This is a genomic window from Bacillus sp. UMB0893 (assembly GCF_002858905.1).
GTDB lineage: Bacteria > Bacillota > Bacilli > Bacillales > Bacillaceae > Bacillus_P.
In genome coordinates this window covers 60,911-84,532 of record NZ_PKLB01000002.1, presented here as the reverse complement: position 1 = coordinate 84,532, position 23,622 = coordinate 60,911, and the positions used below count along the sequence as shown (strand labels likewise).

Annotated in this window: 25 protein-coding genes and 1 other annotated feature; of the genes, 6 read left to right on the top strand and 19 right to left on the bottom strand. The window is 40.1% G+C overall.

The annotated features are described in order from the left end of the window. Positions 1 to 473: 473 nt before the first annotated feature. Together CYJ36_RS06055 and CYJ36_RS06050 are read left to right on the top strand one after the other, a co-directional pair. Entirely contained in the window at positions 474 to 1,775 is a 1,302-nt protein-coding gene (locus tag CYJ36_RS06055) for an NCS2 family permease (protein WP_101565870.1), read from the top strand. A gap of 482 nt (positions 1,776 to 2,257) precedes the next feature. Then, positions 2,258 to 2,482, top strand: coding sequence for a DeoR family transcriptional regulator (locus CYJ36_RS06050; protein ID WP_101565868.1), 225 nt, complete (start codon positions 2,258 to 2,260; stop codon positions 2,480 to 2,482). 124 nt (positions 2,483 to 2,606) lie between these two features. Here the strand turns inward: CYJ36_RS06050 and CYJ36_RS06045 are convergent, their stop codons facing one another. Both CYJ36_RS06045 and CYJ36_RS06040 read right to left on the bottom strand, forming a co-directional pair. Then, entirely contained in the window at positions 2,607 to 3,332 is a 726-nt protein-coding gene (locus tag CYJ36_RS06045) for a pseudouridine synthase (RefSeq protein ID WP_101565867.1), read from the bottom strand. Between the two features lie 192 nt (positions 3,333 to 3,524). Next, positions 3,525 to 5,147, bottom strand: a complete 1,623-nt coding sequence (locus CYJ36_RS06040; protein WP_101565865.1) for a putative polysaccharide biosynthesis protein — start codon at positions 5,145 to 5,147, stop codon at positions 3,525 to 3,527. Positions 5,148 to 5,329: 182 nt separating this feature from the next. Between CYJ36_RS06040 and CYJ36_RS06035 the strand changes: the two genes are divergently transcribed. After that, complete coding sequence (locus CYJ36_RS06035) at positions 5,330 to 6,607, top strand: NAD(P)/FAD-dependent oxidoreductase (protein ID WP_101565863.1); 1,278 nt, start codon at positions 5,330 to 5,332, stop codon at positions 6,605 to 6,607. 13 nt (positions 6,608 to 6,620) lie between these two features. On the opposite strand, the gene CYJ36_RS06030 is transcribed toward CYJ36_RS06035, so the two are convergent. The 15 genes from CYJ36_RS06030 to CYJ36_RS05960 all read right to left on the bottom strand — a co-directional run bounded on the left by CYJ36_RS06030 (position 6,621) and on the right by CYJ36_RS05960 (position 18,731). Beyond that, positions 6,621 to 6,803 (bottom strand): sporulation protein Cse60, encoded by a 183-nt coding sequence (locus tag CYJ36_RS06030; RefSeq protein ID WP_101565861.1) that lies wholly within the window; start codon positions 6,801 to 6,803, stop codon positions 6,621 to 6,623. Continuing rightward, positions 6,804 to 7,043 (bottom strand): DUF2553 family protein, encoded by a 240-nt coding sequence (locus tag CYJ36_RS06025; protein WP_101565859.1) that lies wholly within the window; start codon positions 7,041 to 7,043, stop codon positions 6,804 to 6,806. Positions 7,044 to 7,178: 135 nt separating this feature from the next. Beyond that, complete coding sequence (locus CYJ36_RS06020; RefSeq protein WP_101565857.1) at positions 7,179 to 7,502, bottom strand: rhodanese-like domain-containing protein; 324 nt, start codon at positions 7,500 to 7,502, stop codon at positions 7,179 to 7,181. A 290-nt stretch (positions 7,503 to 7,792) separates the two neighbouring features. Then, positions 7,793 to 10,207 carry a leucine--tRNA ligase gene (leuS, locus tag CYJ36_RS06015; protein ID WP_101565855.1) on the bottom strand — a complete coding sequence of 805 codons (2,415 nt, stop codon included), beginning with the start codon at positions 10,205 to 10,207 and terminating at the stop codon, positions 7,793 to 7,795. 102 nt (positions 10,208 to 10,309) lie between these two features. Beyond that, positions 10,310 to 10,541, bottom strand: a binding site (T-box leader). 167 nt (positions 10,542 to 10,708) lie between these two features. Further along, positions 10,709 to 11,029 (bottom strand): DUF4257 domain-containing protein, encoded by a 321-nt coding sequence (locus CYJ36_RS06010; RefSeq protein ID WP_101565853.1) that lies wholly within the window; start codon positions 11,027 to 11,029, stop codon positions 10,709 to 10,711. Positions 11,030 to 11,680: 651 nt separating this feature from the next. Further along, complete coding sequence (locus CYJ36_RS06005; RefSeq protein ID WP_101565851.1) at positions 11,681 to 12,871, bottom strand: MDR family MFS transporter; 1,191 nt, start codon at positions 12,869 to 12,871, stop codon at positions 11,681 to 11,683. Positions 12,872 to 13,039: 168 nt separating this feature from the next. After that, positions 13,040 to 13,375 carry a hypothetical protein gene (locus CYJ36_RS06000; RefSeq protein WP_101565849.1) on the bottom strand — a complete coding sequence of 112 codons (336 nt, stop codon included), beginning with the start codon at positions 13,373 to 13,375 and terminating at the stop codon, positions 13,040 to 13,042. Further along, entirely contained in the window at positions 13,372 to 13,794 is a 423-nt protein-coding gene (locus CYJ36_RS05995) for a hypothetical protein (protein ID WP_101565847.1), read from the bottom strand. The genes CYJ36_RS06000 and CYJ36_RS05995 overlap by 4 nt, the downstream gene beginning before the upstream one ends. Positions 13,795 to 13,849: 55 nt before the next feature. Beyond that, entirely contained in the window at positions 13,850 to 15,181 is a 1,332-nt protein-coding gene (locus CYJ36_RS05990; RefSeq protein WP_101565845.1) for an ABC transporter permease, read from the bottom strand. After that, positions 15,171 to 15,869 carry an ABC transporter ATP-binding protein gene (locus tag CYJ36_RS05985; protein ID WP_101565843.1) on the bottom strand — a complete coding sequence of 233 codons (699 nt, stop codon included), beginning with the start codon at positions 15,867 to 15,869 and terminating at the stop codon, positions 15,171 to 15,173. Before CYJ36_RS05985 ends, CYJ36_RS05990 begins: the two co-directional genes overlap by 11 nt. An 11-nt stretch (positions 15,870 to 15,880) precedes the next feature. Then, a complete protein-coding gene (locus CYJ36_RS05980) occupies positions 15,881 to 16,870 on the bottom strand; it encodes a hypothetical protein (protein WP_101565841.1) in 990 nt (329 codons plus the stop codon). Beyond that, the gene (locus CYJ36_RS05975) at positions 16,864 to 17,742 is read right to left on the bottom strand and encodes an ABC transporter ATP-binding protein (RefSeq protein ID WP_101565839.1); all 879 of its coding nucleotides are present in this window, start codon (positions 17,740 to 17,742) and stop codon (positions 16,864 to 16,866) included. Before CYJ36_RS05975 ends, CYJ36_RS05980 begins: the two co-directional genes overlap by 7 nt. Continuing rightward, complete coding sequence (locus CYJ36_RS05970; protein ID WP_101565837.1) at positions 17,735 to 18,124, bottom strand: GntR family transcriptional regulator; 390 nt, start codon at positions 18,122 to 18,124, stop codon at positions 17,735 to 17,737. Before CYJ36_RS05970 ends, CYJ36_RS05975 begins: the two co-directional genes overlap by 8 nt. A gap of 169 nt (positions 18,125 to 18,293) precedes the next feature. Then, a complete protein-coding gene (locus tag CYJ36_RS05965; RefSeq protein ID WP_101565835.1) occupies positions 18,294 to 18,455 on the bottom strand; it encodes a glycogen biosynthesis protein GlgD in 162 nt (53 codons plus the stop codon). Between the two features lie 12 nt (positions 18,456 to 18,467). Further along, entirely contained in the window at positions 18,468 to 18,731 is a 264-nt protein-coding gene (locus CYJ36_RS05960) for a YtzC family protein (RefSeq protein ID WP_101565833.1), read from the bottom strand. A gap of 180 nt (positions 18,732 to 18,911) precedes the next feature. Between CYJ36_RS05960 and CYJ36_RS05955 the strand changes: the two genes are divergently transcribed. Both CYJ36_RS05955 and CYJ36_RS05950 read left to right on the top strand, forming a co-directional pair. Further along, a complete protein-coding gene (locus CYJ36_RS05955) occupies positions 18,912 to 19,877 on the top strand; it encodes a TIGR01212 family radical SAM protein (RefSeq protein WP_101565830.1) in 966 nt (321 codons plus the stop codon). Next, positions 19,874 to 20,452: a tRNA (mnm(5)s(2)U34)-methyltransferase gene (locus CYJ36_RS05950; protein WP_101566499.1), complete on the top strand. Its 579-nt coding sequence runs from the start codon at positions 19,874 to 19,876 to the stop codon at positions 20,450 to 20,452. The genes CYJ36_RS05955 and CYJ36_RS05950 overlap by 4 nt, the downstream gene beginning before the upstream one ends. A 344-nt stretch (positions 20,453 to 20,796) precedes the next feature. Here CYJ36_RS05950 and CYJ36_RS05940 read toward each other — a convergent pair whose 3' ends face one another. Together CYJ36_RS05940 and CYJ36_RS05935 are read right to left on the bottom strand one after the other, a co-directional pair. Further along, positions 20,797 to 21,846 (bottom strand): tetraprenyl-beta-curcumene synthase family protein, encoded by a 1,050-nt coding sequence (locus CYJ36_RS05940; RefSeq protein ID WP_101566497.1) that lies wholly within the window; start codon positions 21,844 to 21,846, stop codon positions 20,797 to 20,799. 53 nt (positions 21,847 to 21,899) lie between these two features. Continuing rightward, entirely contained in the window at positions 21,900 to 22,688 is a 789-nt protein-coding gene (locus CYJ36_RS05935; RefSeq protein ID WP_101565826.1) for an alpha/beta hydrolase, read from the bottom strand. Positions 22,689 to 23,036: 348 nt separating this feature from the next. Here CYJ36_RS05935 and CYJ36_RS05930 point away from each other — a divergent pair, with 348 nt between their 5' ends. After that, on the top strand, positions 23,037 to 23,555 hold the full coding sequence (locus CYJ36_RS05930; protein WP_101565824.1) for a gamma carbonic anhydrase: 519 nt from the start codon (positions 23,037 to 23,039) through the stop codon (positions 23,553 to 23,555). Positions 23,556 to 23,622: the final 67 nt, after the last annotated feature.

Below are 23,622 nucleotides of genomic sequence, written 5' to 3'. Positions count from 1 at the left end.
ATACCAAACGAAGCGTCCATAAGAAAGCAAGAAACGGAGAAACTAAAAGCAAGCGTTGCTGTATTCACTATTGTATTTTAAAAAAAGGCTCTTTTCGTAAAGTTTGCTGCTTTAAGAAAAAATGGTTAAAATCTTTAGTGGATTGGAGCGGAAGGCACTTGACTCCTGCGGGAAATAGAGGCTCCCATCCCTCACAGCGGAAAGCAAGTGCCTGCAGCGGAAATCCACGGGTACAATTAATAACCAAAAACAACAATCAATGTTAAAACAGCTTTAAAAAAGAATATCTCCTTCCTTCATAAAGATTTCTTGCAATATTCTATTTAACTTTTATAGAGTTACCTTTGAAACATGGCTTGACGCTATATTTTGCAAAAAGAGCCGCAAGCAAAAACAATAACCCTTGCAATTTAATTAAAAAACGAATAATATAATATAGGTTTTTCAAAAACGTTCGTTTATTGGAGGTTCACATGTTTAAATTAAAAGAAAATCAAACGACAGTACGCACAGAAACGTTAGCAGGTCTTACAACGTTTTTAACGATGGTTTATATTGTCGTAGTTAATCCTATTATACTTGCTGACGCTGGTGTTCCATTTGATCAAGTCTTTACTGCAACTATTATTGCTGCAATTGTTGGTACGCTTTGGATGGCACTTGCCGCTAACTATCCGATTGCAATTGCACCTGGAATGGGACTGAATGCTTACTTTGCCTATTCGGTCGTTGGGGGACATCAAGTAAGCTACCAGATTGCATTTGCATCTGTATTTGTAGCAGGTATCCTTTTCCTGATTTTATCGTTAACTCCTTTCCGAAAAAAATTAATTGAAGCAATTCCCGCAAACTTAAAATATGGAATCACAGCTGGAATTGGCCTTTTTATTGCATTTATTGGTCTTCGCTTAACTGGAATCGTTACGGACCATCCAGAAAATCTTGTGACGCTTGGAGATTTGACTTCTCCTCCAGTCATACTTGCGCTTGTCGGTCTTGCTGTTACATTAGTATTAATGAGTTTAAACGTTCATGGAGCCCTCTTCTTCGGGATGATCATTACTGGAATTATTGCTTTCTTTACAGGTGAACTTTCATTTAAAGAAGGCTTCGTTTCCATGCCAAGTCTTCCTGAGGGATTTATTATCCTAAATCCAATTGAAGCAATCGGACAAGTGATTCAGCACGGTCTTTATGCAGTTGTATTCTCTTTCTTGCTCGTTACTATCTTTGATACAACAGGAACAATGATTGGGGTAGCTCAGCAAGCAGGCCTGATGAAAGGCAATGAACTTCCAAACGCACGAAAAGCACTATTAGCTGACTCTGCTGCAACGACTGTAGGGGCTATGTTTGGAACAAGCCCGACAACGGCGTACATTGAATCCTCTGCAGGTGTTGCTGCAGGCGGGCGTACAGGACTTACAACTTTAACTGTCGCTGTACTATTTGGCTTAACAGCTTTCTTCAGCCCTCTAGTCGGCGCTGTCTCTGGAATTGCCGCCATCACGGCTCCCGCATTAATTATTGTCGGAAGCCTAATGATGGGCAACATCGCAAAGATCAACTGGAATGAAATTGATGAAGCATTCCCAGCCTTTCTTGTGATTATCAGCATGCCGCTTACATCAAGCATCGCAACTGGCATCGCACTTGGATTTATTTCATATCCACTTATGAAAATTGCAAAAGGAAAATGGAAAGAAGTTCATCTGTTTGTTTATATTTTCGCAGTTCTATTCTTTATTCAGCTCGTATTCCTCGGAGGACATTAATAGAAAAGCGGAACCGCCTGGTTAGCTCCGACTGGCAGAAAAGGATCTGACAGAAAAGTCCGGTTTTGACTTTACTGGCAGAGCCGTTCTGACCGAGGAGTTAGGCGGTGCAGCTGGACATAGAAAAGCGGAACCGCCTGGTTAGCTCACGTAAAAAGCAAATGATCTGATCGTCATGTTCAGAAAAGCATCCACAATTCACTGGATGCTTTTTTTGCATTAAAAAAGAATAAATGTCATACTATTCAGAATTAATTACATATAGTAAAATATGATATAAAGGTTTTATCTGCTTGATATAAGATTAAAAGTATGTAAATATTGTGTAAATTCGAGCTTTTCACTAGTATGAAGCTGTCGAAATCGTGTAAAATATTGTTGTAGCGTTAAATAACTAAATTAAGAACAGTAACATCTGTAGTAGGGAACATCGTAGCTTGTAGTAGGCTTTGCCATGCGATCAAATGATAAGGAGTGGTTTTTTGAAACCTTCAACAAACCGTATGCTAACTCGTATCAAATCTGTCTACATGTTTATCCATGAAAGAGGTACTGTGACAACACAACAGCTAGTTGACGAATTTGGTATTACACCACGAACCATTCAAAGAGATTTAAATGTGTTAGCGTATAATGACCTCGTTCGAAGCCCAAGCAGAGGCAAATGGACAATTACAACCAAGAAGGTTAGAAAAATGTCTTCTTAAGAAGCGACTTAAAATGTAAAATCGAAACGTTTTGATACATAAAAAAACCAGCCCAAAGATCGGCTGGTTTTTTTCTGCTGAATTAATTGTACACTTACCTATTATTAAACTTCTTCATTACACTTTAAAGTTCCATCGCTTCAGCATTCTGCAATGCTTTCACTTCTTCTTCTGTCAGCTCACGGTATTCGCCGAGTGCCAATTCCTCATCCAGCAAAAGAGGCCCCATGCTGATTCTTTTTAAGTAGACGACTTTTTTGCCAACTGCTTCAAACATTCTTTTCACTTGATGAAACTTGCCCTCTGTTATCGTGATATGTATTTCAGATTGCTCTCCAGCTGAAAGAATGGCAAGCTTGGCCGGCTTTGTAATGTAGCCGTCATCAAGCTGTACACCCTTTTTAAAGGCTTCAGCGTCTTCTTCAGTTACTCTTCCCAGGATTGCAGCAAAGTACGTTTTCGGAACATGTTTTTTAGGTGACAGAAGCTGATGGGACAGCTGACCGTCATTCGTAAGCAGCAGCAGACCTTCTGTATCTTTATCAAGCCGGCCAACCGGAAATGGTTTATACACAGCATCTTCCATCTCCAGCAAATCGATGACTGTCGCCTGCACGGAGTCCTCTGTTGCTGATAAATAGCCAGCAGGCTTATTCAGCATTAAATAGACGTGTTCTTTATATTCAACCTTCTCACCATGAACAGTAATGCTTTGTACAACCGGATCAACATGTGTTTTCGCATCCTTAATGCTGACTCCATCTGCTTTCACCAGTCCCGTTTTCAAAAGCTGTTTCACTTCTTTTCGGCTCCCATAGCCTATATTTGATAACAGTTTATCTATTCTCATAATTTGTACACTCCTGACTATTAGAAAAGCGATAGCGCCCGTTTAGCTCAGGCATGGCAGATAAGAATCCGGCTGAAAAGTCCGGTTTTGACTTTTTTGCCGGACTTGTTCTGACCGAGGAGTTAGGCGCTTGAGCTGAACACAAATGCGCTAATCTTTAATGCTTTCTTATCTTTTTAAAAAGGAAGGCACTTATTCAGCAGCCTTCCCCTTTCGATTTAAAAATGAAAAACGATTTCCAAATAGCTTTTCCAATAAATGAGATCGGTGCGCAATATATAAATAAGCGCCGGCTCCTAGCCCAATCGAAATCAATAAGATAATTGCTGACGGAATTTTCCCATCCGAGTAATCAATAAAAATGGAAAGGATGGATTGTGAAACAGAGACAACCATTGCCATAAAGGCTGTCAGAATTCCAATGAACACCGTTCTTTTAAAAAGCAACCGGAAGGAATACTTGGCATGACGGTGAATCATCGCAAAGCTGTAAAGAATAGATGCTCCAAATCCAAGCGCTGTAGCCAATATCGAACCAAGTCCCTGAAACATTACAATCAGGGGAGCATTGACAGCGATTTTAATGATTAAACCGAAAGCAAGAGAAATCACGGCAAGCTTTTGCTTGTTGATCCCCTGTAGAACCGCTGCTGTTACTGTGAAAAATGAAAAAAGAATCGCGACTGGGGCAAACCATCTCAATAGCTCTGCACCTGCAGGGTTATCATTATAGAAAAGCATATACGCAGGTTCTGCCAGTACAGCCAATCCTACGACAGCCGGAAGGACTAAAAAAATAATGATCTGGAACGCCTGATCAATTTGGCGGTTTAATAACGGCATATTTTTATCGGTAAAGGACCGGGTAATTGTCGGTACAAGAGTTAAACCAAACGCAGTAGCAAGCGATACTGGAATCATAACCAGTTTAGGCAAATACAGGGTCACAATTGAAAAGATGCTGGCTGATGTATCTTTGAAGCCGGCAGATACCATCGCTTTATTGAATGTATTCGTATCTACATAATTGTATAAAGGAATAGCTAAACCTACAAATACGAACGGTCCAGCGTAGGAGAATAGCTCCTTAAACATTCCCCCGGTTGTTACATTACTGACAGGAACAAGATTCTCCCTCATTGCTTCGAGTGTATGCTTCCGTCTTTGCCAGTATATAAAAAGAACAAGCAAGCCTCCTATGGCTCCAACAAAGGCAGCAAATGTTGCATACCCTACTGCCGTTACAAGGTTTCCATTAAAAACTTTTAAAACAAGATATGCAGCAATCAGCAAAAAGGCAATTCTGATAATCTGTTCAATAACCTGAGAAACGGCTGTAGGACCCATTGACTGATGACCTTGGAAGAAACCGCGAATCAAGCTCATAATAGGGACAACAATCAGAGCAAGACTGACCATCCGAATGACTAAAACAACATCCTCAATTGTTGTATTTCCTAGTTCCTTTTGACCAAGCGCACTCTCTGCAAAAAAAGGAGCTAAAAAATAGAGAACGGCAAAAGCTAAAACACCTGTGCCAAACATAACGGATATGCCGACTCTGAACATTTTCCGGCTTGTGGCATAATCTCCTATGGAATTATATTTCGAAACGAATTTTGAAACAGCCTGGGGGAAACCCATTGTTGCAATTCCTAAAAAAACAGCATATTGAGCATATCCATATTGATAAAGGGCTCCGCCATCTTCCCCAATCAGGGTGAAAAACGGAATTACATAAATCATCCCTAAAATTCTCGATATATATGTACCTAACGTTAAGACAAACGTTCCTCTTAATAGATTATTCGACATTTACGAAATCACCAATTTCTCTCTGAAGATTCAACTTTTCTATTTTAACACAATAAACACCTAGAACAATAATGTTTGTATATACCATTTCCGATTATAGTGTAGCCGTATTTTGATTTTTTCCAGATTCAGCTATAATAGGATAATAAATTTGGTTTTAAGAAAATAAAGGTTGTGAATATATGAACTATGATGTTGTTATTATCGGAGGAGGGCCTTCTGGGTTAATGGCTGCAATAGCTGCCGGAGAACAAGGAGCAAACGTTCTTCTGCTTGATAAGGGAAATAAACTTGGCAGAAAGCTCGCCATTTCTGGAGGCGGCCGCTGCAATGTAACGAACCGTCTTCCAATTGATGAGATTGTGAAGCATATTCCTGGGAATGGCCGGTTTTTATATAGTGCTTTTTCTGAATTCAGCAATGAAGATATCATTCTCTTTTTTGAAAAGCTTGGGATTCAGCTGAAAGAAGAAGATCATGGACGGATGTTTCCTGTAACAGATAAAGCACAATCTGTTGTTGATGCTTTGCTGAATCAGCTAAAAAAGCTTCATGTAACGATAAGAACTAATGAACCTGTTGAGACAGTTGATTATAAAGATGGAAAAACTGCAGGAATTCATTTAAAAAATGGAGAGTACATTACAACGAAAGCAGTGGTTATTGCAGTTGGAGGGAAAAGTGTTCCTCACACCGGAAGCACAGGTGATGGTTATGCATGGGCAGAAAAAGCAGGCCATACGATTACAGAGCTTTTTCCGACAGAAGTGCCAATCACTTCAAATGAACCATTTATTCAGGAAAAAATGCTGCAGGGACTATCCTTGCGGGATGTAGCTCTAAGTGTTTTAAATCCAAAAGGGAAAATCATTAAAACGCACCAAATGGATATGATTTTCACTCATTTCGGCATATCTGGACCAGCTGTCCTGCGCTGCAGCCAATATGTCGTAAAAGCGATGAAAAAATTTAAAACAACGGCCATTACCATGAGCATAGATTCGTTTCCGGACCAGAATCAGGAAGCGTTATTTCAGCAGACGGTTAAACTGTTAAAAGAAGAACCTAAAAAAGCTGTGAAGAATGTATTAAAAGGCTTTCTGCCAGAACGGTATCTTCTGTTTTTACTGGAGAAGAACGGTATTGATCAGCAAATTACCTATGCAAATCTATCCGTTGAAAAATTGCGGGGATTCATTAACGACTGCAAGCAATTCCAGTTTAATGTACACGGCACTCTATCCATTGACAAAGCATTCGTGACAGGCGGAGGCGTTTCCGTTAAAGAAATCCATCCGAAAGAAATGGCATCTAAACTGATGAATGGCCTTTATTTTTGCGGCGAAATTCTTGATATTCATGGTTATACAGGCGGATACAATATTACTTCTGCCCTTGTAACCGGCAGACTGGCCGGTAAAAATGCGGCTGAATATGTAAAGGAAGCGGCTACCCTGTAGCTGCTTCCTTTTCTTATGCCCTGTATAAAATTAAGGCCGAAAAACAATAAAGCTGCTCGCCATCTTCATTGCAGGCAGCTGCCACGTTGTACTTTATATCGACAAGCTGTTCGTCTGAAATTGCTTTTAAAAAATGATTGATTTCCCGCTCAAGATCCTTCTCATGCTCCTTATCAAAAACAGCTACCTTATACATTTAACACCATCCCATATCATACCCCTCGGCATATTGCTGCTGCAGCTCACAATTACGTTCATAAATCCGGAAAAACCTGTCATCTTCAATGATAAATCCGCTTACTAATTCATATTCCCGTCCGTCAGAAGTTATGACAAGCTTTCCGATATATTCTTTTCCGATGTACAATTCCATAAAATCTCCATGCAGCTTTGCAAGCACCCGATCCGTAACGTCAAGCTTGTGATATTCAGACATATCACATCCCTCCTTATTTTATTGTATTTTTTGGGGGAGTGATTTATGATAGCGTTTTCATTTTGGTGCTTGTTGTCCTTATCCAATTTCTTGATAAACGAAAAAAAGTCCCTGCTTTAGACAGGGATTTTCATGTTAAGCTAATTCACTTTTCTTTTTTGTTTCTCCATTCCAGTCCAGCATGCCGCCGGTCATATTACGCACTTTATACCCTTGGTCCTGCAAGTATGCACAGACATTTCCGCTTCTTCCGCCAGAACGGCAAATGACAATATATTCTTTATCTTTATCAAAGGCATCAAGGTTTTCTGGAATTTCTCCCATCTTAATATGCCTTGCCTCGGGGATCATACCCTTTTCTACTTCATCATCTTCACGCACATCTACAAGATTCAGCTTTTCTCCGCTTTGCAGCTTTTTATGTAATTCATCTGTCGTAATTTCTTTAATTTCGTTCAATAAGATAACTTCCTTTCAAGGTATGATGGCTTCATTATATCAAAGGAAGAGAGCCATGTTCCAGTTTGAGCGTCGCAGTGATATTTTCAGCTTTTCAGATTAAAAGGGCATGCTCCTATAGGATGCATGCCTTTCTAAAGTAATGCGGTTATAAGATTTCACATTTCATGTCCAGCTCCAGCGCCTAACTCCTCGGTCATCACGGTTCTGCCGATGAAGTCAAAACCAGACTTCACCGGCAGCACCTTTTATGCCTTTCGGAGCTAACCAAGGCACTTCCGCTTTTCTAATTAATTCGCTACGATGTTGACAAGCTTGCCAGGTACAGCAATAATTTTGCGGACCGTTTTCCCGTCCATTTGTTCTTTTACAGCAACATCTGATAAAGCAAGTTCCTGCATTTCTTCACGGGTTGCATCCTTCGGAACACTTAATTTAGCTTTTACTTTGCCGTTTACCTGAACGACAATTTCGATTTCATCTTCAATTAACTTGCCTTCGTCATAAGCTGGCCATGTTTCATAAGTAATTGTGCCTTCATGACCTAGTTTTTCCCAAAGTTCTTCAGCAAGATGCGGTGCAACAGGAGATAACATTTTCACAAATCCTTCAACGTACGTTTTAGGAAGAACAGTGGCTTTGTATGTATCATTGATAAAGACCATTAATTGAGAAATGGCTGTGTTAAAACGCAGTCCTTCGTAGTCCTCCGTCACTTTTTTAACAGTCTGGTGATAGACGCGCTCTAATGTGTCAGACATTTCGTCTGTGATTTTCGGACTTAAAGCTCCATTATCTTCAACGAATAAACGCCACACTCGATCCAAGAAACGTCGTGCTCCGTCTAATCCATTTTCAGACCATGCTATTGATGCTTCAAGCGGACCCATGAACATTTCGTATAGACGCAATGTGTCAGCACCATGACTTTTTACGATATCGTCCGGATTCACGACATTGCCCTTAGATTTACTCATTTTCTCATTATTTTCACCAAGAATCATTCCTTGGTTAAATAATTTCTGGAATGGCTCTTTTGTATGAACAATTCCGATATCATACAAAACTTTGTGCCAGAAACGAGCGTACAATAGGTGAAGAACAGCATGTTCAGCTCCTCCAATATACGTGTCAACCGGAAGCCACTGTTTAATTTTTTCAGGTGCAGCAAGGTGTTCTGAATTCTTCGGATCAATGTAGCGCAAGTAGTACCAGCAGCTGCCGGCCCATTGCGGCATTGTATTCGTCTCGCGTCTGCCTTTTTTGCCTGTTTCAGGATCTACAACGTTTACCCAGTCTTCAATAATGGCAAGCGGCGACTCACCTGTACCAGATGGCCGGATTTCCGTTGTTTTAGGCAATGCTAATGGAAGCTGGTCTTCAGGCACCGCAGACATTGTTCCGTCTTCCCAATGAATAATTGGAATCGGCTCACCCCAGTAGCGCTGACGGGAGAATAACCAGTCACGTAGACGGTACGTAATTTTCTTTTCACCTTTTTGATTGGTTTCAAGCCAAGCAATCATGTTGTTGATTCCGTCTTCTTTATTCAAGCCGTTCAAGAAATCGGAGTTTACATGCAAGCCATCACCAGTATAAGCTTCTTTCTCAACATCTCCGCCCTCGACTACTTCTTTAATTGGCAGATCAAACGTTTTTGCAAACTCATAATCTCTTTCATCATGAGCTGGAACGGCCATAATGGCTCCTGTTCCGTAGCTTACTAATACATAATCCGCAATCCAGATCGGCATTTTTTCACCGTTTACTGGATTTACAGCAAAAGCTCCTGTGAATACACCTGTTTTTTCTTTTGCTAAATCTGTTCGCTCAAGATCACTTTTGCTTTTCACTTTATCAATATATGCTGCAACAGCTTCCTTTTGGTCAGCAGTTGTAATGTCAGAAACATAAGCATGCTCTGGTGCCAAAACAGCATATGTTGCTCCAAAAAGAGTATCCGGACGTGTAGTGAAAACAGTAAACGATTTGTTATGTCCATCAATATCAAAATGAACATGTGCTCCTTCAGAGCGTCCAATCCAATTTCTCTGCATTTCTTTTATGCTCTCAGGCCAGTCGACTTCTTCCAAATCTTCGATTAACCGGTCCGCATAGGCTGTAATTTTAAGCATCCACTGTTTCATAGGACGGCGTTCTACAGGGTGACCGCCGCGCTCGCTTTTGCCATCAATGATTTCCTCATTGGCCAAAACAGTTCCAAGTGCAGGACACCAATTGACAGCAACCTCATCAATGTACGCCAATCCCTTTTTATATAATTGAAGGAAAATCCATTGTGTCCATTTGTAATACTCAGGATCTGTTGTGTTAATTTCACGGTCCCAATCATATGAAAAGCCTAAGCTTTGAATTTGGCGGCGGAATGTATCAATATTTTTCGCAGTAAATTCAGCTGGATCATTTCCTGTGTCTAGCGCGTACTGCTCAGCTGGAAGACCGAATGCATCCCAGCCCATTGGATGAAGAACATTGAAGCCTTGCATTCTTTTTACACGCGATAAGATGTCAGTTGCTGTGAAACCTTCAGGGTGACCTACATGAAGACCTGCTCCTGACGGATAAGGAAACATGTCAAGTGCGTAAAACTTCGGCTTGCCCTCATCCTCCGCTGTTTTGAATGTTTTATTTTCCAACCAATAGTTCTGCCACTTTTTCTCGACATTATCATGCTTAAAACTCATATATATCCTCCTCAATTGGTGCAAAGCTTTTCCCTTTTGGTATTCAGTTTGAACGGCTGCAAGTGAGATTAAACGGTCAAATAGAAAAAACCTCTCATCCCAATAAGGGACGAGAGGTTAAATTTCCCGCGGTACCACCCAATTTAGCGCCTAAAAAAGGCACTCACTTAAGCATCCGTAACGTGGATCACGACAAACATTACTGTGCAGAAATAGCTGCAGTTGACGTTTGTAACTCAAAGGCGAGTTCACAGGCAATAGATGATTGACTCGCACCTTCCGTCAATTCTCTGAGCATCTGCTGCCAATTACTGTTCCTTATCACCGTTCATATCTTATACCTTTATATATTGTATTTTATAGAATTTAGATCTGCGATGCAAGGTGTTAAATGAAGAAAAGGCGGAAATCGGATGATGGGCGGCAGAGATGCACATTTTTTGCGAAATGAGAAGTGATGAATTATGAGAGATTAAGAAGTGAGTTCTTGTCTTTAGGAGATTATTTTGCTTGGCGCTCATTGTCTTTTTCTGGCTGCTGGCCGTCCTGCTGCTGTCTGACAAAATCAAAACTCCTTAATACCGCTTCCCCGCTGTATCCAGCGATAATAGAAAGCACGACAAGCTGAAATGAGGATTGAGGTTCTGTAGATAATACAAGCAGGATCGAAGCTGTTATCCCCATTGCAATATCTTCCCAGAAACCTAAGTAGATGAACCGTTTTGTCATTCTTGGTTTTTCGATCCTTCCTTTCTTTTTAACATGTCCAAGTAAACCCATTAACCCCCCAATCAATGACGCCACAATTACTGTTTGCAGCATATAATCACCTTCCTAAAGCCGTAATAAGTTCGGCACGCGACTTCAGGTACACGATATGCAAGCTTCTCGGGCTCGTACAGAACAAAGAAAAAAAGAAGCTTGTTTTACTTCCATTATATGTGAATAGGCACATAATAAGCTTGATTAAATAGAAGGAATTTTCAGGAAATTTTTTATCGTTCTTTATCACTAGACCGAACGTTTTTTCGGTTTACAGAATAAGCGATAAGTACCATTCACCGCTTCACCGTGAAGCCGCAGTCAACGGCAGCCGTCAGGACAGTGATCCAAATACTTTTCCACTCGCCAAAAACAGCGCACAATCAGCAATTTAAGACACTTTCAGCAATTTCATCGGAGAGACATGCGGGGAAAAATATCTTACCAGTCAGCCTCGTTGATTAAACATTTCTAGAGTTGGCCTAATGATTAATTCATTTTCTGATTTAAGTTATGCAGGTATAACTGGGTCAATTGGCATTAACCGAACGTTTAAGATTACATGAGACTTTTCAAAGGGCAAAAATTGAAGTTTCATCGTCAGCTTATAAAAATCATATTAAAAAGGAAGATTACTTTGAAACAGAACGAACCAAGCCTATTAAAAAAACAAAAAAAGCAAGAAAATGAATTCTCGCTTCTTCAATGTAATTATGAACTCATGACGGCTTTGCCAACCTTTTGTTCTTTTAATTTTTTATCATAGATGGAAGTAGTGAACATCGCCGCGAATAACAATCCAATCAAGACAATGAAAAGCATATTCATTCCATATATGTCTACCAGAACTCCGCCTAGCAGAGGTCCAATCATTCTTCCTCCGGTCGCAGTACTATTAACAAACCCCTGGTAAAAACCCTCTCTGCCTTTTGGCGCAAGATCATTTGCAATTGTTGGAACAGCAGGCCAAACTAGCATTTCGCCAACTGTAAGAACAATCATCGCTGCCATAAACATGCTGAATTCCTCTGCAAACGAAACAACAGCAAACGACAGAATAAAAATGCAAAAGCCAATCATCATTTGCTTCTTGATTGATTTTGCAAAATGCTTAACAAATGTATTGACGAGCGGCTGTGCGAAAACGATTAAAGCCCCGTTAACAGTCCATATCAAGCTGTACTGGCTAAGTGAGATATTAAGCTCCTGTGTATGTGCAGCAATTGTGGATTGCCACTGGACATAGGCTACCCAGCCAAGCAAATATCCGGAACACAGAATAATCAATGCACCAAATTTTTCTTTATTTTTAATTTTCGATGATTGCTGCAGAATGGACGTTTGTGAAGATGCTCCCTCTGCTATATTTCGATACCCGAAGCATGCAAGTAAGAAAAAAACAGCATACAAGGCTGCGTTCGCAATAAAAATCCACTGAAATGAATAATTTGCAATAAGCCCTCCAAGAGCTGCACCGACAGCAACACCTGCATTTTGGGAAACATAAATGGCATTAAAAGCTTTTCTTCCGCCTTGAGGCCAGACTGTGCCTGCCATTGCATACATAGAAGGAAAAACAATTCCTGAACCAAATCCGACAAGAGTCAGAAACACAATGTATGTCGGCCAGCCATGGAAAAAAACAAGCCCGATGATTGCTGCAAACGTAAGAATAATTCCGCTTAAAATAGAACGGTAACCGCCAAAGCGATCAAACAATACACCGCCAATCAAATTTCCAGCTACACTTGCTGCAGAGTTTAACATAAGAACAACTCCGGCAACGGTTAAAGATTTACCAAGATGATCGTGTATATAGATTGTATTTAAAGGCCAGAGAAACGATGATCCCGTAACGTTGATCATCATGCCAATAATTAAAAGCCATAGAGAACGCGGCATAACTTGACCTCCTTCTGAAAAAATTCAAAAAAAAGCACGAGAACTAATTGAAGTTCCCGTGTTTTTCTCTCTTGATCCATAGTAGATTTTAGACCTTTTTTTCATATAACGCAACACCTAAAACAGAACCACCCGTTTTTCTCCAGCAGAGATTCTGGGTGGAAAGGGTCATTCCGGTCTTTTACAGAAAATAATCCGGACTATCTCAATCCTTTTCCGGCCGATTTCCGAGATAATCCGGACTATCTCAATCCTTTTCCGGCCGATTTCCGGGATAATCCGGCCTATCTCAATCTTTTTCCGGCCGATTTCCGGGATAATCCGGACTATCTCAATCCTTTTCCGGCCGATTTCCGAGATAATCCGGACTATCTCAATCTTTTTCCGGCCGATTTCCGGGATAATCCGGCCTATCTCAATCTTTTTCCGGCCAATGACTTCATCAGTTTGAAGTACTTGGCAATACTGCTGGTCACTTAGAATACCATTACCTACCAACTTCATGTCCAAAGTGCCTCAAAATAATCAAATATCTCTTCTTCCACCTGAAAAGTGATGACACCGCTGCTGTCAACGGATTTTGCTTTTACTTTTGCGGATCCCTGATATCCCTTTTCGAAATATCCGACAATCACTTCTTCCCGATGTTTGCCCTCAAAATCGGTATAAAGAATTTTCATTGAGGTTTCACTGAAGGGTTCTTTTGGATGAACATTTATTTTAAAGTGCTCTTCAGGCTTCAGGCTAGGAATTTTTATCTCTTTATCATTATAAAAGTAACTGATTTTAAGACCCTTTAATGCAAAACCAGTCTGGTTTTCAATGGAAACATCTATGCCATTTCCAGATACATTTTTAACTGGAAGAAAAAATAACAGCATTAATAAAAAGGCAATAACTAAGTTCTGCAGCCACTTTTTCATATAATACTCCCCCCTTCTTCATATTAAAAGGCGGGCACAATTGGCCCGCTTCACCTTATAGCTCGCGTCTTAATGCTGAAAGAACATTAATATTTGTTGCTTTTACTGCAGGTCTCAGGCCAGATATAATTGCCACTCCTATACTGATGCCGCTTGCGATTAATACTAAACTAGGCGGCACATACGAGAATGTAAACTCGACGCCATCTGTGCTTCCTTCTGCGACAGAATTAAGAATGAGAGGGATCGCAAAATTGGCTGCATAGCTGATACCATATGATATCAGGACGCCCACTGCTGACCCTATGATGCCAATAAATGCACTTTCCATCAGGAAAATTCTACGGATGACACCTGGCTGTGCACCAATCGCTTTCATAATGCCAATTTCCTGTGTTCGTTCTGTTACGGCCATGGTCATTGTATTAAAAATTCCGATTGATGCAATGAGAACCGCAACGGTTCCAATGAAGATCAAGCCTGCTTTAAAGGCATTAAAAAATAAATTCATGTTCTCAAGCTGCTCTGTAACAGAAAACACGTAGTATCCTTTATTCTTCAATGCTTTTGTCACTCCATCGACCTTATCAATGCCTGATGTGTACACCAGAACTTCAGAATATTCCGCAATTTCATTTTCTGCTGCTCCATCTGCCTGTTCTGAAAAAGCAGTCATTTCTGGTTTTAGCTCTTCACTGATAAAGATAGTATTATCTTCTATAAAATCACGTGCCGGTTCCTTCGAAATACCGGCAATTTTTAAGTTCCAGCTTTTTTCAACTGGTTTGCCGTCTATTTGTTCTGTCATTGTAAAAACAATTTCTTTTCCAATCAGATCTCCCTTGTACCCAACAGGCGCTTTAAGATCAGATTCTGGATTTTCATTTATTTCATCCAAGACATTTCTTTCTTCATCTGACAGCAAAGATTTACCAAAGTGATAGCCGACAATCACTTCATTCTTATTTTTTGGAACATTGCCTGAATCAAGTTCTAAATTCCCTTTCAGCTCTTGCTCCATGTTTGTAAGTTTTGGCATTACATATCCTGAGCGGTCTTCAAGATTTGCTTTTACCTCTGCAGTCATGGAAACATCTGATCTTCTGACAACAGCTGTTACATTCTCTGTTTCTTGTAATTCCTCCAGCTCTTTTTCAGAAATTTCTTTATAATTTCCATCAATTTCTTTTCCTGAAATCTCAACTTGAGTCAAAACTTGATTATCCAATAATTCATCCTGTGCACTTTTTTGAATACCGAACCCAACGGATGCAAGCACAATCAAGAAAGCACAGCCCATTGTCGTAGCAAGAATGGTCATAAACACGCGCATACGATTTTTCTTCATATTGCGCTTGACGAGATTCAGCTGATCGTTAAATTTCAACTGGAACGCCCCCTTCCGATAAAACACCATCATGGAGTTCAAATTTACGGTCACTGAACTCGGCTACTTCTTCATCATGAGTAATAATGAAAAAGGTAATTCCTTTTTCAGCGTTTAATTCTTTTATTAAATCAAGAATTTCTTTTTCAGTTTCAGAATCAAGGCTTCCTGTCGGCTCATCTGCGAGAATGATTTCCGGGTTTGTAATTAATGCACGCCCAATGCCGACACGCTGCTGCTGGCCTCCAGAAAGCTCGTTTGGATAATGGGTTGAGTGATTTTCTAAACCAATCCGGTACAGCATTTCTGTGACTCTTGTTTTTCTCTCTGATGAAGGAATGCCTTTAAGAGTTAACGGCATTTCAATGTTTTCAAATGTCGTCAGGCTTGGAATCAGCTGAAAGCTTTGAAAAATAAATCCGAACGTATTTAAGCGGAATTCCGCCCATTTTTTCTCATTAAAATCGGTTACCTCTGTTCCGCCTACACTAATTTTCCCTGATGTTGGCGGTATATAGCCTGAAATCAAATTAAGCAAAGTCGATTTCCCCGATCCGCTTCGTCCGACAATCGAAGCAATTTCCCCTTTTTTCACTTGCAAAGTTATATTCTTTAGCACGGGAATTTCTTTTTCACTGCCTTTTTTCCCTACCTTAAAGGAGTGATATAAATTTTCTACCTTAATCATGTTTTCCTCTCCTATGCTTGCTTTGTTTTTTTATAAATCAAGTAATAACTGAGAATGATGCCGATTGCTGCCCCAATAACTGCTCCAATTAAATAGCCGGTAAAGCTTTCGTTTGAGGAACCATAGCCGACTGCACTGAAACCGAGAACACCCAAAAGGATGACGATCAGCTGCACAGGCATGTTAAGCTGCTTCCATAAAAAGAAGTTTCCGTTTCGTTCATTGGGATGCTTAATAAATGAAAAATAGCCTGCGATAAAGAAAAGAATGGCCATCCCGCCCGGAATTAAAAAATAAAATGGATAGATGGAGGCGACTTCTTGAAAGACTGTCCATCTGAAAAATTGGAGCGCTGGAGTGATCAGATATCCAAACTCAAACCACTTTTCCATTTCCGCATAGGAGAAGCCTCCAAATGCGTCTGCATTCATTGTAAGAACAAGTGTAAACAGCAGAGGCAAAATTGATGCACTGATTGCTGTTAGTCCTTGGGCAAAAGGTGTCCCCGTAAGTGTTCCTGCTACCAGTGTTAATGTATAAACCATCGTAAGCGTTGAAAACAAGGTGAAATAATAATTGAAAGTCGGCTGAGAAACTTCAATCTCAAACCATTCAATATAACTCCCTGTGAGAATCAAAGAAATGATCGTAGAAGATAAAATAATTCCAAAAACCAATGCCCATTTTACGGTAAATATTTTTGATCTTTTATACGGCAAAGATAAAGTGAAATCCATCATGCCTCTTGCACGTTCAGTTCCCATTTGATTGATTGCGATGAAAAATAAAAACAACGAGCTGATTAACAGGAGCGGATCTGCCCCAAATTGAAATACAAACGGCTCTAAATTTGCATCAGGGTATTTCTTCAAGTATTCCAAATGGCTTGAATACTCAGACCATACCGTAAATGGCAATGCAAATGAGTTAAATAGAAATAAGAAGATGCACAGAGATCTGACTTGTTTAAATTCTTTTTCGAAAAGGCCACCTCCTACCATCTTCGTTTTCCTCCAAACTTTGCGATGAATACTTCTTCTAGATTTACCGGAAGCTGATTCCATACTTTGGGATTCAGTGATCTCAGCCAGTTCTTGCTCTCCTCGTCCTCTCTTTGCAGAAGAAGAGTGTAAAAAACTCCAGTATATTCAAGGATTGATATTTTTCGTTCTCTTAATCGCAAATGAACATCTTCTTCAAAGACAGCTTGAATTTTTATATAATCTTCCTTTAATGAATCCATGTCCATAACATTTGTGAGTGTGGAATTTTCTAAAAATCCAATCCGGCTGCAAATCCGTTCAATATCTTCTAAGCGATGAGACGTAATGAAAATCGTTGTTTCCCGCTGTGCGACTTCATCAATCATCAGCTGCAGCAAGTCATGACGTGTTACTGCATCAATCCCATCTGTCGGCTCATCAAGCAAGATGACAGCAGGGCGGATTGCAAATGCCATAATTAATGAGAACTGTTTCTTCAAGCCCGTGGATAATTCACGGTATTTTTTCGTTTCTGGAATGGCATAGCGATTCATTAATTCATTCGAATACGTCACATCAAAATCCGGATAGAGCGATTTTAAGATTTTGACTAATTCTCTGTAGCTGTACCTTTCATAAAATGGATTTTGAACGGGCATGTAAACCACTTTTCGTTTCACAAGCGGATGCTCCATCATGGATATATTTTCAAACAGCACTTCCCCTTCATCCGGTAAAACGATTTGCTGTATCAGTCTCAGGATGGTCGTTTTTCCAGAACCATTTCTGCCAAGAAGTCCAAATATCTCTCCCTTTTCAAGCTTTAAGGAGACCGAATCTAAAACCTTCTCACCGTTAAGAGTCTTTGAGAGGTTTTTAAGTTCAATCATTGCTGATTCCCCTCATTTCTTTACTTATTTCCTCAATCCATTTATGGATGATTTCGATATCGACTCCCGCGTAAACAGCATCAATTACAAGTGGTTTCAACTGCTCCTTAATCATCTCCATCTTCCCTTCATCCAATGTTTTTCGGGCATTTTCAGATACATATGTCCCTCTGCCCCGCAATGTTTCGATAATACCTTCCCGTTCTAATTCTTTATAAGCTTTGCTGACCGTATTCGGATTCGCAATAATCATTGTAGAAAGCTCACGAACAGATGGAAGCTTTTCACCCGGCTTTATTACGCCCTTTAAGCAAAGCTCTTTCATCTGCTGTATGATTTGCTCATATATCGCTGTTGAACTGCGCGGATCAATTTGAATCATCGATCTACCTTCTTTCTTCAACCGAGATATGTAGTGTCTCTGTTGTATTATGTGTACTAGTTGATATAATACAATTAATACAATAGAATGTTTTACATGTATTGTCAATTTCTTTTTTTAGATTTTTTTCAGCAAAAAGCTGCTCCCATTTTGGAAGCAGCCTTTGATATTATTCTGGACGCTGTTTTGATTTAACCGGCTGACCCCGCTGCTCATACTTTTTCTTAGACTGTTTTACAGGATCAAAGTCTTTTCCAAATTCAACGTCTTGATTATTTTGGCCGTTTCTCGTTTTTTGTTCAGGGTTATTCTGCTTTGAGCGTTTTGTCATACGAAAGGCCTCCTAATGATCCAATAAAATCATTTCATTTTGCAGCTGCTGCAGCTGAAGCCGCATTCTGTACAACTGCTCTTTTTGCTGATCATTCGCACTTAATGTCATTGAATTGCACTCATTTACAGCATCTTCAAGCATTTGCTGAGCTTTTGTATACTCGGTATCATTGTAATGCTCTTGTTTAGCTCCTTCAGTATATTGATTTTGGGCATAATCATATGAATTGGTGCATCGTTCCAGACATTCAGTAACAGATTGTCTTGTTGCCATCTCTGCAACCCCCCTATAAGTAAATGAAGCATAATACTTCATTAGCTATAGTTTGCGCAACAATTGTATTGAAATTACAAAAAAACAAATGGAAAATGAGGGTGAGCCGTTTGTCAGTGCGGCAAGCTGCATGATAAAATGTTTAGATGGTTATTTATCGATTTAAGGAGGTTTTTCTAGTTGAAGCGGATAAACCCTTTTCCATATGCTGCGGACGAAAAACGTTATCATACATGGAATTATCATTTAAGAAATGAGTTTGGACATAAGGTTTTTAAAATTGCGCTGGACGGTGGATTTGACTGTCCAAATCGTGACGGTACGGTTGCCCGCGGCGGCTGTACGTTTTGCAGTGCAGCGGGTTCAGGAGATTTCGCAGGAAACCGGGCTGAAGATCTTGTTTCTCAATTCAGCACAATTAAAGGAAAGATGCATGAGAAGTGGAAAAACGGCAAATATATGGCGTATTTTCAGGCTTATACGAATACACACGCACCTGTGGAAGTTCTTCGCGAAAAATTTGAATCTGTTTTGAATTTGGAAGGAGTTGTGGGACTTTCTATAGCAACACGTCCGGACTGCTTGCCTGATGATGTTGTTGAATATTTAGCAGAACTGAACAAAAGAACGTATCTTTGGGTTGAACTTGGTTTACAGACTGTTCATGAACGGACAGCTTTACTTATAAACCGTGCACATGATTTTGAGTGCTATACAGAAGGAGTAAAAAAACTGCGTAAGCATGGCATTCGCGTTTGTTCTCACATCATTAACGGTTTGCCGCTCGAAAGTCATGAAATGATGATGGAAACAGCCCGTGCTGTATCAAAGCTTGATGTACAGGGCATTAAAATTCATCTGCTCCATCTCTTAAAGGGCACACCTATGGTAAAGCAGTACGAAAAAGGAAAACTAGAGTTTTTAACGAAAGCAGATTACGTTAAATTAGTATGCGATCAGCTCGAGATTCTTCCGCCAGAAATAATTGTACACCGAATTACCGGGGATGGACCTATTGACCTGATGATAGGACCGATGTGGAGTGTAAATAAGTGGGATGTACTTAATTCAATTGATGCTGAACTTAAACAGCGGGGAAGCTATCAAGGCAAATATTATAAGAAAGAACAGGTATGCGCATTATGAAGCTTGAACGGGTTCTGCCCTTTTCTAAAACCCTTCTGAAAATGGCAATTGAGCAGGGTGATATTGCCATTGATGCAACAATTGGAAACGGACATGATACTGTTTATTTGGCAGAGCTTGTGGGAGAATATGGCCATGTATACGGCTTTGATATTCAAGACGATGCAATGAAAGCTACTGCTTCCCGCCTATCAGAAAATGGCTTATCCGGGCGCGTCACCCTTTTTAAGGAAAGTCATGAGAATGCGGCAGCTTGCTTGCCTGAGAGCGCAGTCGGAAATGCAGCTGCAGCCATCTTTAATCTAGGCTATTTGCCTGGAGGCGATAAAGAGGTTGTTACAAAGCCCCAGTCAACAATACACGCAATTGAACAGCTGTTTAACGTAATGAAACCGGGAGGAATCATTGTCCTTGTCATTTATCACGGTCATCCTGGCGGAAAACAAGAAAGGGATGCCGTGTTAGAATACGTACAGCAATTGGATCAAAAACAAGCACATGTGCTGCAGTATCAATTCTTAAACCAAAAAAACAGTGCACCCTTTATTGTTGCGATTGAGAAAATGCAAGGGTAAGGAGGACCGGGAGTTGAGATCCTGGTCTTTTTTTATTATGGCTCTTTTCGTAAAGTTTGTTGCTTTTAGAAAAAATGACAAAACCTTGAGTGGATTGTAGCGGAAGGCACTTGACTCCTGCGGGAAATAGAGGGGAATGGGAGACCCCGCCGAGGAGGCTCCCATCCCTCCCTGCGGAAAGCAAGTGCCTGCAGCGGAAATCAACGGTTAAAATTTATAACCAAAAACAACATTTAATGCGAAAACTGTTAATTATGGTTTGGCCGATATAGTCCTAATTCCCAAATGATCAGAAACTCTCTATATATACAAAAAAACCAGACCTAATAAGATCTGATTTCACATTATGAGCTTTTTGACCAGGAAAGCTTCTGAAAAGCACGATAAGCCCGTCCATTCCAATAAAAGAAAGATGAGGTTTTTCCGCCCATTTTAATTAATTGTCTTGCCAGTTTTCCAAGGTCTTTTCTTGATGTAACTTTCTCATCTGATAGATAAACGCCTAGAAGACCGCGATGAATAAGCTTATGGAAGCTTTCATGAGGGATTCCTCTGAGGTTAGATTCCGCCTGTTCAACGAAATGCTCAAGCCGTTTCATCATTTCCTTTTCTGTTGAATAGTAATTGCAGAAATTAAGATCGCCGCCAATCCGGTCTTCCTCTTGATCGATTAAATAATCGAGCAAAATATGCAATCCTTGGACATATGGAAAATAGCTCTCTCTAATTCGGAATGCTTCACTTTCTTTAAAGTCATCTCTGAACGCGTAAGAGACGAGACAAAAAATACCTAATGTAGACCCTGCACATGCCGAGAATTCATACCATTTCATTTCAGGCAAACCATCTTTGTTTTTTTCAAACCACGTTTCAAGTCTTGGGATTCGTTCATCAATTGTTACGTGCTTATGTACTTGCAAGTCACAGTAGTAACTGGATAGTTCCAGTAAATACTGGGCAATTATAGGGTAATTCTCAAGCTTGCCTAATATTCTTTGGCAGGTTGAGACAAGCTCATGCAAATACCCGCTGTCATTTTGATCTTTACGATAGGCATAATAGTTTTTCAGCGGGGCTCCTACGGTAAGTGCGTCATTCATTGCTTCATGCAATTTTGCAAAATCCAATGGATCAAGAGATGTACTTCGATCACATAAATTATCCAGGTAATCACTGATTGTTTGATAAGCAACAATAAATTCAATGCATTCGTGTTTGTTCGATTCAGACAAAAGTCCAAAAATCCCTCCGCCCTCACAATGAAACGATTTCTCGTTTAAGCTTGCCAGCGCCTGAGTTTTGAGTTCAGCATTCTGAATCTGATTTGCTTTTTCTCTCCATTTTTCCAAATATGCATGAACAATAGGAAAAATGTCTTTATAAATTTTAGCCATTAAACGCAGAGGGTGCTGCGGAATTGCTGTCAATAAGATCACCTCTTTATATATCAGCTCTCTAAATGCGCATCCACAAAAGTTTGAGCATATTTAAATACTTGATCCCGTTCAGGCTCATTAAAAATCTCATGATAAAAACCTTTCCATTCTTTGAATGCCTTTTCTGAAAGATTGGCACGGTTAAACCATGTTTTAACAGCCGTGCTGTCGACGACCTTATCATCTCCGCCAGTCATAACAAGAAGAGGCAGATCTGCGAAGGATTTTACGTTTTCGTGTGCTTGTTCGATTGCCTTGACTAGTTCACGATACCATCTTACAGATACTTTTGTCACATAAAGTGAATCATTCTCATCTGCATCTCTTACTTCTTTGTTCCGAGTAGCTATACTCACTGATAAACCAGAATCCACTTTAAAAGCAGGCGCAATTATATTCAATGGCTTTGAAATCAGCTCCATTGCCTTGCTAGGCTTATAAACAAGACCCAAACAAGGAGATGACAAAATCACACCGTTCACATCCTGGTGCTTCTCCTGCAAAGCGCGGATCACAATCAGGCCGCCCATGCTATGTCCTAAAAGAAAAAGCGGCAATCCAAGTTTTCTGGCCTCATCCACCCATATATTTAACTCTATGATGTATTCATCAAAAGATTGAATATGTCCGCGTCTTCTTGTCGAAGTACCTTGACCGGGCAAATCTCCCATAATGACATGATATCCGGCACATTTCCACATTTCAACAAGCCATCGATACCTTCCATGATGTTCTGCAGCACCGTGAACAATCACAATGACACCTTTTGGATTTTGATCATCGCATTCCCACTTCCACATTATTAGCTCACACCTTTCTTTTAGTTTTTTTTATTTTGGCTGTTTTTGCATTGATTGTTGTTTTTGGTTATAAATTTCACCCGTGGATTTCCGCTGCAGGCACTTGCTTTCCGCTACAATCCACTAAAGGTTTTAACCATCTAAAAGCAACAAACTTTACGAAAAGAGCCTTTATTTTTAATCGTTCAACCCTTGTATCAGCCGCTATCTCAATATCCCTTATTAGAAATAAGCCTGCTGAATCCAGAATTGCAATTTTTGTGAAAACGGTCTTCTTTAAGAAAATAATTCGGGTTTGCTATAATAAATATGCATGTATTTTACATATATAAAGGGAGTTTGATAAAAATGATATATCCTTATAAAGAAAGTGTTCCCGACATTTCTCCATCCGCTTTTATCGCAGATAATGCAACAATCACTGGAGATGTGAAAATCGGCGATGAATCAAGCATTTGGTTTAACACGGTTATAAGAGGAGATGTTTCTCCGACAATTATAGGCAAAAGAGTCAACATTCAGGATCAATGCTGTCTTCATCAGAGTCCTGATGCACCTCTCATCATTGAAGATGATGCAACAGTCGGCCATCAAGTAATTTTACATAGTTCTATCATTAGAAAGCAAGCATTAATCGGAATGGGCTCCATCATCCTTGATGGTGCGGAAATAGGAGAAGGTGCATTCATTGGAGCAGGAAGCTTAGTACCTCAAGGGAAAAAAATCCCTCCGCATTCACTTGCGTTCGGAAGACCAGCTAAAGTGGTGCGTGAGTTGAATGATGAAGATATAAAAGACATGGAGCGCATTCGCCGTGAGTACGTTGAAAAAGGCCAATACTATAAGAAAAACGCAAGCGCCCGTTAGCACAGACAGATATGAATCCGGCAGGAAAGTCCGAGTTTGACTTTCCATGGGGATTTCTTCTGGTCGA